Consider the following 13,042-nt stretch of genomic DNA (forward strand, 5'->3'; position numbering starts at 1 on the left):
GACAGGCTGACGAGCAAGATCCGAAGCCCGCGGCTGCCATGATCCGGCGGCATCGCCTTCAACGGAATGTCCCATGACCTCAGTTTCCATGATCCGTCCTGCCGAAGCGTCAGCCGTCGCTTCGATCAAGGGATGCACCCGTCAATATCCCGGCGTGCTGGCGCTCGACAACGCAACATTCACCCTGGCGTCCGGCGAAGTCAGGGCCTTGCTCGGCAAGAACGGTGCCGGCAAGTCGACCCTGATCCGCCTGTTGGCGGGTGCCGAAATTCCCGACAGCGGTACTGTGCTGATCGATGGCGCGCCATTGACCCAAACCGGGTCCGGTCGGGCGCAGGAAGCCTTCGAGAAGGGTGTGCGCGTCGTCTATCAGGAACTGAGCCTCGTGCCGGGCATGACGCTGGCCGAGAACCTGTTCCTCGGTCGCTGGCCTCGCAAGGGCGGCGTCATCCAATATGGTGCGATGGAGGCGCAAGCGAACGAAGCCATGGCGAGCCTTGGCCTCGACCTGCCGGCCGACCGGCTGGTGGCGGGCTTGAGCCCCGCCGAACGTCAGCTTCTCGAAATTGCCCGCGCCATGCTCGGCAAGCCGAAGATCGTCATCCTCGACGAGCCGACCAGTTCGCTGGCGGCAGCTGAGGCCGACAAGGTCATGGCTGCGGTAACGCGAGTGGCCGCACAGGGCGTTGCCGTCGTCTATGTCAGCCACCGGATGAACGAAATCCGCCAGATCGCACATTCCGCCACGGTCATGCGCGACGGCAAGATCATCGACACGGTCGACGTCAAGGGCGCCAATACGCGCGAAATCGTTCGCCTCATGCTCGGTTCGGAAGCGTCGCAAGCCGCCGTTTTGGAAAACCAGAGCCAAGCGCAAACGGTTCTTGAAGTCCGCGATCTCGCGCTTGCCCCGAAACTGTCATCCGTATCCTTTTCGCTCAAGAAGGGCGAGGTTCTCGGCATTGCGGGATTGCTGGGCTCGGGCAGAACCGAGTTGCTGCAGGCCATCATGGGAGTGCGCGATTTCGATGCTGGCGATATCCTTGCCTATGGCAAGTCCGTCAAATCGGTGGGCTACAAGGAGATGATCCGGCGTGGTTTCGGCTATACGCCTGAAAGCCGCAAGGAAGAGGGCATCGTACCGCTGCTCGGTGTCGACGAAAATACGTTGTCGACGGATTTCTCCAGCGTCAGCCGGAGTGGTGTCCTGTCCGTCAGCTTGATGGCGGACGCCACCCGCAAGATCATCGAGCGCCTGCATATCAAGGCCGCGCGCACGGATACGCCTATTGGCACTCTGTCCGGAGGCAACCAGCAGAAGGTTGTGATCGGTCGCTGGGTCTATGCCGGCAGCCGCATCCTCCTGCTCGACGAGCCGACGCGTGGCGTCGATATCGAGGCGAAGGCGCAGATCTATGCGATCATTCGTCAACTGGCGGCCGAGGGCCGTAGTGTGATCTTCGTATCGAGTGAGATCGAGGAACTCCCCCTGGTTTGCGACCGGGCCATCGTGCTGCGGGACGGAATGCTTCAGGAAGAATTCAAATCACCCAACATCGATCAGGACCGCCTCATGGCTGCCTGCATCACCGGACACTGAGGGAGACAGAGGATGTCACTCGACAATGCTGCCAAGCCGGCGGCCTCCGCAAAACCCAAGGCTCCCGGCCTTGCATTTTCCAAGCACATGAACGAGCTGAGCCTGTTCCTGGCCATCGTCGTGCTCTACATCATCTTTGCATCGACTGCGCCGGGCTTCATCTCGTTCAACAACCAGGTGAATATTCTTCGCGATGCGGCAACGATCGGCATTGCCGCCTGGGCTGTGACGCTAATCATCATTGCTGGCGAAATCGACGTCAGCGTTGGCCCGATGGTGGCCTTCATCTCCGTCTCGCTTGCATTCTTGCTGCAATGGGGCGTTCCGACGCCGATTGCCTTTGCACTTGCCATCGTCTTCGGCGCCTTGCTAGGCGCCATTCCGGGCATCCTTCGTGCCTATTTCGATGTGCCGTCCTTCGTCGGCACGCTCGGCATGTGGAGCGCATTGCGCGGCACGGCGCTGTTCATCACGGACGCGCTGCCGGTTTCGATCGGTCGCAACGATATTCTGGACGCGCTTGACCGGTCTATCTTCGGCATTCCGCCGGCGGCCATCATCATGCTCGTCCTGTTCGCCGCCTTTGCCTTCGTCAGCCGCCGCACCGCCTTCGGTCGCTCGGTCTTCGCCATCGGCGGCAATGCTCATGCGGCATTCCTGAGCGGTATCAGCGTGGCGCGCATCCGTGTGGGATTGTTCGCCATCGGCGGCGCCATGGCCGCGATCTCAGGCATCCTGCTGGTCTCGCGTCTGGGATCCGGCAACGCGACGGCCGCAAACGGCCTCGAATTCGACGTGATCGCGGCCGTCGTGGTCGGCGGCACGGCTCTGTCGGGTGGTCGGGGCTCGATGCTCGGAACGCTGCTCGGCGTCCTCGTCATCACCCTCATCGGCAATGGCCTCGTGCTGCTCGGGATCAATCCATTCTTCCAGCAGGTGGTTCGGGGCCTGATCATCGTGATTGCGGTTCTCGCCAATATTCAGGCGATCAAGCGCAGCCTGTCGCGCAACAAGGGATAAGTCTCGATGACGGCGCTTGATCTGACTTCGGGACCCTTGTCCCTCACCGTTTCGACGGATGGCGGATTGATTCTCGGCTTCTGGCGGCAGCAGGATGGCGTGCGGGTCCCGCTGCTGCGCGAAGCCCCGGGCAATGCCGACGCGCTTTCGTCATCCTGTTATCCGCTCGTTCCCTTCGGTAATCGGGTGAAGGACAACCGGTTCGAATTCGAGGGGCATGAATACCGGTTCTCGGCCAATACGGTCTGGGATCGGCATTACCTGCATGGCGAAGGCTGGCAGTCGGTCTGGCGGGTGGATGAACATACGTCCGACAGGATCGTTATGGGCTTTCGCCATCGCGGCGGCGGCACGCCCTATGCCTACTGCGCTACGCAGGCTTTCGCTCTGACGGACCATGCGCTGCAAATGACGCTTTCCGTCGAAAACGAGGGAGACCAGGCTTTGCCGTTCGGCCTCGGCTGGCATCCTTATTTTCCGATGACGCCGCAGACGACCCTGATGGCTCCAGCGAAAAAGTTATGGACCGAGATCGAGGGCTGGCTGCCGGGCGAGGCGACGGATATCCCGCAGGCTCTCGATTTCAGCGAGCCGTCGTCCCTGCCGCATCGCTGGGTCAATAACGGTTTCGAAGACTGGTCCGGCGAAGCGGTCGTCTCCTGGCCGGAGCGCGGCACACGCTTGCGGCTGACCGCCGATCCGCTGTTCCGGCATGGCTTTGTCTTCGTCTCCGACACGGCTTTCGATCCGCAGTTCAAGCGGGACTATTTCTGCTTCGAGCCGATGTCGCATGTCGCCAACGGCCACAACCTGCCGGGTCTTGGCGGGCTTCAAATACTCAATCCGGGCGAGGTTCTTTCGGGCAGCATCACGCTGCGGCCGGAGGATCTGTGACCAGGCGCATACCCTCTGGGAGTGAAAATGTCTAAGGACGGTCGGTTCGACTATATTATCGTCGGTGGCGGCAGTTCCGCCTGCGTTGTGGCGGCACAGCTCGTCGAGAACGGCCGCGCACGCGTTCTGCTTCTGGAGCGCGGCCCGGCAAAGCCCAATCCGATCATGAACTTTCCCGCCGGCTACATGAAGTTCCTAGCCAAGGATACCTACCTTGCTATGCACAAGACGGCGCCGCAGCCGCAGCTCGATGGTCGCGGGCCCATCGTGCCGCAGGGCCAGGTTCTGGGCGGCGGCAGTACGGTCAATGCCATGGTCTACATGCGCGGGCAGGCTGCAGATTTTGATCTCTGGAATGAGCTCACCACCGGGCCGGGTGCCGAGAATAACGGTGCGTGGTCCTACCGCGATCTCCTTCCCTATTTCAAGGCACAGGAAGACAACGATCATCTTGCCGGCGAATATCATGGTGTCGGCGGCCCCTTGAAAATTTCGCACCTGGGCCACACAAGCCCGATGACCCGCACCTATGTGAAAACACTGCAGGGCATGGGCATTCCCTATAATCCCGATTTCAACGGCCCCGCACAGTTCGGCGTCGGTTTCATGCAGCACACGATCGACTGGCAGACGCGCAAGCGGTCAAGCGCCGTCGATGCGTTTCTGGCGCCCGTCATGAACAATCCGCTACTGACCATTGAGACCGATGCCACCGTGACCGCAATCCGCATGGAAGGGGATCGCGCCGTCGGTGTCGATTTCGTCCAGAATGGGACACCGAAGTCTGCTGAGGCGGGCGTTGAGGTTATTCTTGCGGCTGGCGCCTACCAAACGCCGAAACTGCTGATGATTTCCGGCATTGGCCCGGAAGCGGAGCTTTCAAAGCACGAGATACGGACAAAGGTCGCGCTATCCGGCGTCGGCAAGAACCTGCAGGATCACTACGAATGCCCGGTCGTTGCGACAACCAAGGGGTCGTTTGGCTATTACAAGCAGGATCGCGGCTGGCCGATGATCAAGGCCGGGCTGCAATATCTGTTGTTCAAGTCCGGCCCGGCCTCGACGACGGGCGTCGAAACCTGCGCTTTCTATGACCCGGATGGACACAATGAACGCCCGACCATCCAGATGTTCTGTGTGCCGACCGTCTATCTCGACCGCGACGTGATGGGTACCGAACCCGGTGACGGCGTCACGATCAATTCGCTGCTGCTGCGGCCAAAGGCGCGCGGATCGGTAACGCTGACATCGAGCGATCCGTTCGCCGATCCGATCGTCGATACGCAGATATTCGCTCATCCGGACGATCTCAGGCTGACCATGGCGGGCTTCCGTTTTGCCCGTACCGTGCTGGACGCTTCGCCGATGCGCGAGTTGATCGACAGGGAGATTTTCCCCGGCACCGATATCGATAGCGACGAGGCGGTTGCTGCTCATTGCAAGCGGACAGTCAAGACCGGCTATCATCCGGTCGGAACCTGCAAGATGGGACATGACGGTGATCCCGACGCTGTTCTCGACACGCGCCTGCGGGTGCGTGGAAGCCGGGGCCTGCGGGTGATCGACGCATCTCTGATGCCGACAATCGTCAGCGGCAATACCAATGCCGCCGTTCTCGCGGCCGCCGGCAAAGCGGCTGAACTTATTTTATCCTGATCGGGACACGCTCATGAAGATCACCAAGCTCACCACCTATATCGTTCCGCCGCGCTGGCTGTTCCTGAAGATCGAAACCGACGAAGGCATTGTCGGCTGGGGCGAGCCGGTCGTGGAAGGTCGCGCGCTGACTGTGCAGGCCGCCGTCCACGAGATGGAAGACTACCTCATCGGCAAGGACCCGTTCCTCATCGAGGATCACTGGACCGTTCTTTACCGGGGCGGCTTCTACCGGGGTGGCGCCGTTCACATGTCGGCGCTGGCCGGCATCGATCAGGCGCTGTGGGACATCAAAGGCAAGGCGCTCGGCCAGCCGGTGCATTCGCTGCTCGGCGGCCAGGTTCGCGACCGGATCAAGGTTTATTCCTGGATCGGCGGCGACCGCCCATCCGATGTCGCGCGCAATGCCAAAGAGGTGGTTGCCAGCGGTTTTAAGGCGATCAAGCTCAACGGCTGCGAGGAAATGCAGATCGTCGACACCAACGAGAAAGTGGAAAAGGCGGTCGAGACGATCGCCATCATCCGCGAGGCCGTCGGTCCGCATATCGGCATCGGCGTCGATTTCCACGGCCGTGTTCACAAGCCGATGGCCAAGGTTCTTGCCAAGGAACTCGAACCCTACAAGCTGATGTTCATCGAAGAACCGGTTCTTTCGGAAAACCGTGAGACGCTGAAGGAAATCGCCAACCATTGCTCGACGCCGATCGCGCTTGGCGAGCGCCTCTATTCCCGCTGGGATTTTAAACAGGTCCTGTCCGATGGTTATGTCGACATCATTCAGCCGGATCTTTCGCACGCTGGCGGCATTACCGAATGCCGCAAGATCGCGGCCATGGCGGAAGCCTATGACGTGGCGCTCGCGCCGCATTGCCCGCTCGGGCCGATCGCGCTTGCCGCCTGCCTGCAGGTCGATGCCATTTCGTACAATGCCTTCATCCAGGAACAGAGCCTTGGCATCCATTACAACAAGTCGAACGACATCCTCGACTACATCGTAAACAAGGACGTGTTCCAATATGCCGACGGTTTTGTCAGCATTCCGCAGGGACCGGGCCTCGGCGTCGAGGTCGACGAGGCCTATGTGATCGAGCGCGCCAAGGAAGGCCATCGCTGGCGCAATCCGATCTGGCGTCACGAAGACGGCAGTTTTGCAGAGTGGTAAGGAGAGTGTGATGACGGGCAGGCTGTCGGGCAAAAACATCTTTCTGACGGGAGCGGCGCAGGGCATCGGCCTTGCTATCGCTAAAACCTTTCTGCGGGAGGGAGCGGCCCTTTTTCTGGTTGATCGGGATGCCGACCTCCTGGCCCGAGAGGCAACAGCGATGCGGCAGGCCGGAGGCAGGGTCGGATGGGTCAGCGCCGATATCAGCGATGCCGCCGCGATCAGCGCCGCAGTTCGACAGGCGGCCGAGGAGATCGGGCCGATCAACGGACTGGTCAACAACGCAGGTGTCAATGTCTTTGCAGAGCCTCTCGAGACGACGGACGAGGAGTGGAACCGCTGTTTCGACATCAATCTCAAGGGCGCCTGGAACTGCTGTAAGGCAGTTCTACCCGGCATGATAGAAGCCGGCGGCGGCGTCATTCTCAACATCGCCTCGACACATGCCTTCACTATTATTCCGCATACATTCCCGTATCCGCTGGCAAAACACGCGCTGCTCGGCATGACCAAATCGCTCGGGTTGGAATATGCGCCAAAAAACATTCGGGTGAATGCACTCGCGCCCGGCTATGTTTCGACCCAGAAAGTCATCGACTACTGGAACAGCTTTCCTGATCCTGTGGCCGCCAAGGCGGAGACGATGAAACTGCATCCAGGTGGCCGGATCGCCTCGCCGGAGGAAATCGCTATGGCGGCAGTGTTCATGATTTCGGATGAGTGTCCGTTCATGAATGCAACATGTTTGACCGTGGACGGTGGTTTAAGTGTCCAGCAACACCCAGCCTGAAGCGGCGAGGTTTCGCTGACTGGTTAGAAAGGTGACATTGGATTCAGCTGGTTGGGTCTCGCCGTCAGAGGATGATCTTTCTCGAATAACGGGATCGACAGTTCGTATCTGTTCAAGGCGTTCGATGCCAACGGCCGTCCATGCTTACCTGTGCTATCCCAGCAGACGGCAGAACTCGCCAACGTTCAAGGTTGTTTTCAATGCGTTGAAGGTTTGATGTGCCGATCAGTGGGTTGAGATGCAAATGGCCAGCCAGATCTTCAGTTAAGCCGTGCAAGCAGCCCAACTACGCCGACGGCTTGTCTTTGTGCAACCGCATCTGGTACCGAGACTGGGTGAGTTTCTCCTCGAAGGCTTTGCTCGTCTCTATGTCCAGTTCAAACAACAATGACGGGCCTGTTAAAACACTGGCTGACGCCCTCGCCACCGAGCGTGTGAACCCGGTGGCGCTGTTGGAAGCAGTGCTTTCCGCCTCAGATGATTGCATCAAGATCCTCGATCTTGAAGGACATCTCCTTTTTATGTCCGAAGGCGGCAAGCGCGTGATGGAGGTGGATGACTTCGATTCCTTGAAAGGCTGCCCGTGGCCTGATTTCTGGACAGACGAGGGTAATGTCGCCGCCCGTAATGCCGTCTCAATCGCTGCCTCAGGGCGTCCGGCCCGCTTCACAGGCTCTGCCAAGACCGCGCGGGGTAACGATCGATTCTGGGATGTCCAGGTCCTGCCGCTTCTCGATAGTGGCGGCACGCCCACCCAACTCCTCTCGATTTCTCGTGATATCAGCGAGGGGCATTCGGCACGGGCAAAGGTTGCAGAACTGCTTGCGGCCGAACAGGAAGCAGCTAAAGCCGAAGCCGACACGTTAAGGCGGATGCTGCTCGATGCTCCGAGCTTCATGTGTGTGCTGGAAGGGCCGGCGCACGTCTTCAAGATTACCAACAAGGCCTATCTTCAGCTTGTGGGGCATCGCGACCTGATCGGTGTACCCGTTCGCCAGGCATTTCCGGACGTCGAAGGGCAGGGCTTCTTTGAACTGCTGGACGAGGTTTATGCAACGGGAAAGCCGTTCATTGGGCGCAGTGTAAGCTTTGCGATCCAGCGTTCGCCAGACGCTCCCTACGAAGAAGCATTCCTCAACTTTGTCTATCAGCCGATTTTCAGCTCCGATGGTGTCGTCACCGGGATATTTGTGGAGGGAAGCGACGTCACAGACTTGAAAAACGTCGAACTCGCGCTCCGCCGAAAGGATCTTCAGCTCGAGCTTGCACTTGACGCGGCTGGAATGGGCGTTTGGGAATGCACGGTGGTCGATGGACATTTCGTTGATATCAAAGAGGACGAACGGGCAAGGACCTTGCTCCATCGTTTGGCTGATGAAGAGGCGAGTTTCGACAATTTCACATCCCGCGTTCATCCCGATGACCGGCTGGCTCTTGCCGAGTCAGCGGGGCAGGCGTTGGATTCAAGTGGCAGTGGGATCCTGGATGTCCAGTATAGGATGCTTGAACGCCCCGGCATGCCTAGCCGCTGGATTCATGCCAGAGCGAAAACTGTTACAGCCGACGGCGCAACGAAATTCGTGGGTACAGTGCGGGATGTCTCGGACCGAAAGGATGACGAGGCGCGGCAGCAGTTGGTCAGTGGCGAACTGCAGCACCGGATCAAGAACCTCCTGGCGATGGTGAGTGCAATCGCCACGCAAACATTGCGTGGAGAAGATATTGCTGAGCGGCGAGAGACATTCAATGCGCGTCTGCATGTATTGGCGCAGGCCCAGAATATGTTGATGGCTACGACGTTTGAAAGCGCTGGAATTCATGACACGCTACGAGCGGCACTTGCGCCCCATGGCGGATCTGACGGCCGTTTCGATATCGATGGTTCGCACTTCGAGATGACGCCGAAGCAAAGCCTGTCGATGGCGCTCACGCTGCATGAACTGGCCACCAACGCGACCAAATATGGCGCACTTTCAAACGACGCCGGCCGTGTCAGAATATCCTGGCATCTGGCGAGGGCCGCCGATGGACGACAGGATCTCAACTTCGTCTGGCAGGAGAGCGGAGGACCTTCTGTGTCCGAGCCGAAGACCAAGGGTTTCGGGTCGCGTCTTATCTCCCGCGTGCTTGCTGCAGATTTCTCAGGCGATGTACGGATCATTTACCCCTCGGGAGGCGTTGTATGCATACTAACAGCCAAACTTGGCTAGCTCGACGCGAAAATGTCTCGCTTTGTCCTCCAGTCTACGGGATCCGGCTAACCAGAAACTTTCAGTCATGATTGCTCAACGAACCGCCGTCTTGGTTGTCGAAGACGAGGCCCTCGTTCGAATGGGCATTGTCGATGAACTGGAAGATGCGGGCTTTGAAGTGTTCGAAGCCGCAAATTCAGTTGCCGCGATCGAGATACTTATCGCTAATCCGCGCATAGAAGTGATGTTTACGGACGTCGATATGCCGGGCGGAGTGGACGGCCTCAAGCTTGCAGCGTCGGTTCGTGACAGATGGCCCCCCCTTACCATCATCGTCACCTCCGGTCTTCGCTCGGTCGCGACTGAAAGCCTGCCGGTACGGGCGCGGTTCATGCCGAAGCCGTACAATCCGGATGTCGTGGTTCGGTCCATCCGAGAGATGATGGCTCAATAATTCCAATCTGAGAAAGTCAGGTGCTTGCTGTGTACAACGGCATCGATGGTGATCGCATGGAAGCCGCGCCGTAGGCGGGGTGCTGAGCCACAAATGGATGGACGCGACGGCTTCTTTCAGAACACGTCGCGTCGATCACCGTCTAAATTCTGCCATGCGCCGTCGCCGGACCGATCTGCGATGCAATTTCGGTCACCAGATCAGCGGGGAAACCACCTTCGCGAGCGTGCCTATAAATGATCTCGGCGCTTTCCGCCTCATGGACGCAGTAGATCTTGTCGCCGGCGACATAGCTCGTCACCCATTCATAGGGCACGCCGAGGCCTGCAACAACATCGTTTGACTTAGCCGAGATGCCCTGGAGCTGTTCGGCATTGAGCTTGGATGCTCCCGGGATGTTCCTCTCGATCAGGTATTTTGGCATTTTCACGTCTCCTCAATGGATTTCATGGTCCTCACCATGAGATCGATACCCTCAGGTAGGAGAACTCGCTTCGGGGAATGTCCCCATTTTCTCTTTGCGCATTCCCCATTTTTTGCGCTTAGTTGCGTTCAACGCCGCTGGACGATGATGGTCAGACGTCATGCAACTCTTGGAGCGCGCCGAACAACTCGAACAACTGCAGTCGCTTCTGATCGAAGCCGCTGTGGGAAATGGTCACGTCGCCGTTTTGGTGGGCGAGGCCGGAGCGGGAAAATCCGCGATCGTCAACATATTCACCGATCTCGTGGGTAAGACTACACGGGTCTTGCGGGGTGCATGCGAGAATTTCGGTACGGCAGAGCCCCTCGGCCCCTTGCGCGACCTCGCTCGCGAAGCTGGGTGGGCCTTGTCAGAGACGCTTTCGTACACCGAAAGTCTGATCGCCTTGTTCTCCGAGGTCTTTCGACTGTTGAGCGAGGAAGCGCCCACGAGCCTGATTGTGATCGAGGACATCCACTGGGCCGATGATTCAACACTGAACCTCATTCGATATCTGGGGCGACGGATCCGCGACGCGCATATCTTGATTCTGTTGACGGCACGGGATGATCATGTGGGTTTACAATCACGCTTGCGAAAAGCCTTGGGCGATATCCCAGCCACCAGTCAGAGGCGAATAGACGTCCCTGCATTGAGCAGGGCTGCCGTAGGTGAACTTGCAGAGCTACGCGGTTTGGACGGTGATGAGATTTTTCGTGTCACCGGGGGCAATGCCTATTTCATTACCGAGCTGCTCGAGGCGGGCGGCTGGATGGTGATGCCGAGAACCGTTCGCGATGCCGTTCTTGCGCGTGCGGAGGGTCTAACGGCTCCTGATAGGGATGTTCTTGCGGCAGCCTCGATCTTTCCCGATGCAATCGACTTCAAGTCTCTCGATGCGATTTGCGGCGATGGCGCCGAAAAATCCTTGCAGGCATGCCTCGACTGCGGCCTGATGCGTCGGGTTGACGGAACATACTCGTTTCGTCACGAGATCACTCGCCAGGTGATAGAGCAATCTTTATCGCCCCTTCGTCGTCGTGGCTTGAACGCAGCGGCCCTGGCAGCCTCCCGCCATGCCGAGCATGTGCCGTGGGTGCGGTTGATACACCATGCGAACGAAGCGCAGGATATCGCTGCCATCTGTGAACTGGCACCGCAGGCGGCAGCAGAAGCGGCAAGGCTGGGTGCCCATCGCGAGGCGATCAAGCACTATGAACTTGCATTGACCCACGCCTCTGCGTTTGACGAAAAGCAGCGGGCAGACCAGTATGAACGCCACGCCTTCGAATGTCACCTGGTCGGCCAGGTCGAGCGGGCCATAGTTTCACAGAAAAAAGCGCTCGCTATTCATCACCGCCTCGGCGCGCCATTGCGAGAGGGCGAAAGCCTGCGGTGGCTGTCTCGGCTCAGTTACCTCGCAGGCAACCGCGAGGATAGCGACGCCTATGGAAAGGAGGCCGTGGATCTCCTGGAGGCGCAGCCTGAGGGAGCGGAGCTCGCCATGGCATATTCCAATCTCTCGCAACTGAGTATGCTCGCAGGCGACGCGGAGACAGCGTGTCTTTATGGGGAGCGCGCGATCGGCCTGGCGCAATCGGAAGCTATCGGCAGACCCGATATTCTCTGCCATGCACTCAATAATGTTGGCACCGCAGTCTTGTGGCGTGACCCCGATCAAGCCCGGGATCTCCTTGGACGTAGTCTGGAAATTGCCCTCGCTCACCAGCTCGAGGAGCACGCAGCTCGTAGTTTCACCAATCGAGGCTGGATAGAGCTGCGTTTGCATTCTGTCGCAGACGCCGAGGATTTTCTCGGGCGTGGAATTAGCTACTGTATCGAACACGACCTCGATACGTGGCGTGACTACATGCGTGGTGAACAGGCGGAGTTGCTCACCTATCTCGGCCGCTGGGACGAGGCGGAGCAGGCGGCCAGCTTGGTCGTCGGCAACGTCAATGCGCCTCCCTTGTCACGATACCCGAATGTTCTTGCGCTCGCGGTTCTCTGGACACGGCGTGGTGAGCCGGCAGAGGCGTTACTGGAGGAACTGTCGCGTTTTCTTGAGACGGGCAGGGAGCTGCAGAGACTGGCACCCTATGCCGAGCTGATAGCGGAGCGGGCTTGGTTGGGCTTGGAGGACATCGGACGAGCCTTGAGTTTGCTCGATCAGGCCATTGCTCTTTCCAGGGATGACGCCGCTGTTTCGCTGCTGCTTGTCTGGAAACGAAAACTTGGAGCAGATGTTTCGCTCGACTCGGCTTTCGGCGTAGACCCGGTCGTTCGCCAGATGCTGGCTGGTGACTGGGCGGCCGCAGCGGAGACCTGGAGCGAGAGGGGATCGCCATATTGGCAGGCCATGACACTCCTCGATGGTGACGATGATGCCGTCTATCACGCACTAGACCTGCTTGAAGGCATGGGAGCCTCGGCAGTTGCCCAGCATGTCCGTGCGATCATACGTGGCCGACTTGGCCGTGTTGCCGCCCGTGGTCCAAGGGCGAGCACGAAGGCCAACCCGGCCGGCCTGACGATGCGCGAAATGGATGTGTTGCGATGGGTTGATCTGGGTAAATCCAACGGAGAGATAGCTGCGTTGCTGTTCGTCTCGGCCAAGACGGTGGATCACCACGTTTCTTCGATCCTCGCCAAGCTCAACGCAAAAACGCGGACAGCTGCTGCATCTCACGCTCGTAGTCGGGGTCTGCTTTCATAACCACAACAAAGCCAATAATGAGATATTTGGAGGCTTATTTCATTCAACGACAGGTCGCCGGATCGTACCTCATCAAAACCTGAAAGTTCAGGAGA

10 protein-coding genes are annotated in these 13,042 nt (G+C 59.0%); 9 read left to right on the top strand and 1 reads right to left on the bottom strand.

The genetic code is table 11. From position 1 onward, the window contains the following. The first annotated feature begins 73 nt into the window (after positions 1 to 73). The 8 genes from AAIH70_RS24305 (at position 74) to AAIH70_RS24340 (ending at position 9,768) form a co-directional block, all read left to right on the top strand. On the top strand, positions 74 to 1,600 hold the full coding sequence (locus AAIH70_RS24305) for a sugar ABC transporter ATP-binding protein (protein WP_430035990.1): 1,527 nt from the start codon (positions 74 to 76) through the stop codon (positions 1,598 to 1,600). A gap of 12 nt (positions 1,601 to 1,612) precedes the next feature. Beyond that, a complete protein-coding gene (locus AAIH70_RS24310; RefSeq protein WP_324185315.1) occupies positions 1,613 to 2,620 on the top strand; it encodes an ABC transporter permease in 1,008 nt (335 codons plus the stop codon). 6 nt (positions 2,621 to 2,626) lie between these two features. After that, complete coding sequence (locus AAIH70_RS24315) at positions 2,627 to 3,514, top strand: aldose 1-epimerase (protein ID WP_324185314.1); 888 nt, start codon at positions 2,627 to 2,629, stop codon at positions 3,512 to 3,514. Between the two features lie 27 nt (positions 3,515 to 3,541). Then, positions 3,542 to 5,170 carry a GMC family oxidoreductase gene (locus tag AAIH70_RS24320; RefSeq protein ID WP_430035992.1) on the top strand — a complete coding sequence of 543 codons (1,629 nt, stop codon included), beginning with the start codon at positions 3,542 to 3,544 and terminating at the stop codon, positions 5,168 to 5,170. A gap of 13 nt (positions 5,171 to 5,183) precedes the next feature. Further along, entirely contained in the window at positions 5,184 to 6,332 is a 1,149-nt protein-coding gene (dgoD, locus tag AAIH70_RS24325; protein ID WP_430035994.1) for a galactonate dehydratase, read from the top strand. A 10-nt stretch (positions 6,333 to 6,342) separates the two neighbouring features. After that, positions 6,343 to 7,122, top strand: a complete 780-nt coding sequence (locus AAIH70_RS24330; RefSeq protein ID WP_324185311.1) for an SDR family oxidoreductase — start codon at positions 6,343 to 6,345, stop codon at positions 7,120 to 7,122. A 368-nt stretch (positions 7,123 to 7,490) separates the two neighbouring features. Further along, positions 7,491 to 9,332, top strand: a complete 1,842-nt coding sequence (locus AAIH70_RS24335; RefSeq protein WP_430035996.1) for a PAS domain-containing protein — start codon at positions 7,491 to 7,493, stop codon at positions 9,330 to 9,332. A gap of 67 nt (positions 9,333 to 9,399) precedes the next feature. Continuing rightward, positions 9,400 to 9,768 carry a response regulator gene (locus AAIH70_RS24340; protein WP_430035998.1) on the top strand — a complete coding sequence of 123 codons (369 nt, stop codon included), beginning with the start codon at positions 9,400 to 9,402 and terminating at the stop codon, positions 9,766 to 9,768. 142 nt (positions 9,769 to 9,910) lie between these two features. Here AAIH70_RS24340 and AAIH70_RS24345 read toward each other — a convergent pair whose 3' ends face one another. Further along, the gene (locus tag AAIH70_RS24345; RefSeq protein ID WP_430036000.1) at positions 9,911 to 10,192 is read right to left on the bottom strand and encodes a DUF4242 domain-containing protein; all 282 of its coding nucleotides are present in this window, start codon (positions 10,190 to 10,192) and stop codon (positions 9,911 to 9,913) included. A 160-nt stretch (positions 10,193 to 10,352) separates the two neighbouring features. Here AAIH70_RS24345 and AAIH70_RS24350 point away from each other — a divergent pair, with 160 nt between their 5' ends. Next, positions 10,353 to 12,947: an ATP-binding protein gene (locus AAIH70_RS24350; protein ID WP_430036002.1), complete on the top strand. Its 2,595-nt coding sequence runs from the start codon at positions 10,353 to 10,355 to the stop codon at positions 12,945 to 12,947. Positions 12,948 to 13,042: the final 95 nt, after the last annotated feature.

The organism is Neorhizobium sp. BT27B (assembly GCF_050455485.1).
Lineage (GTDB): Bacteria > Pseudomonadota > Alphaproteobacteria > Rhizobiales > Rhizobiaceae > Neorhizobium.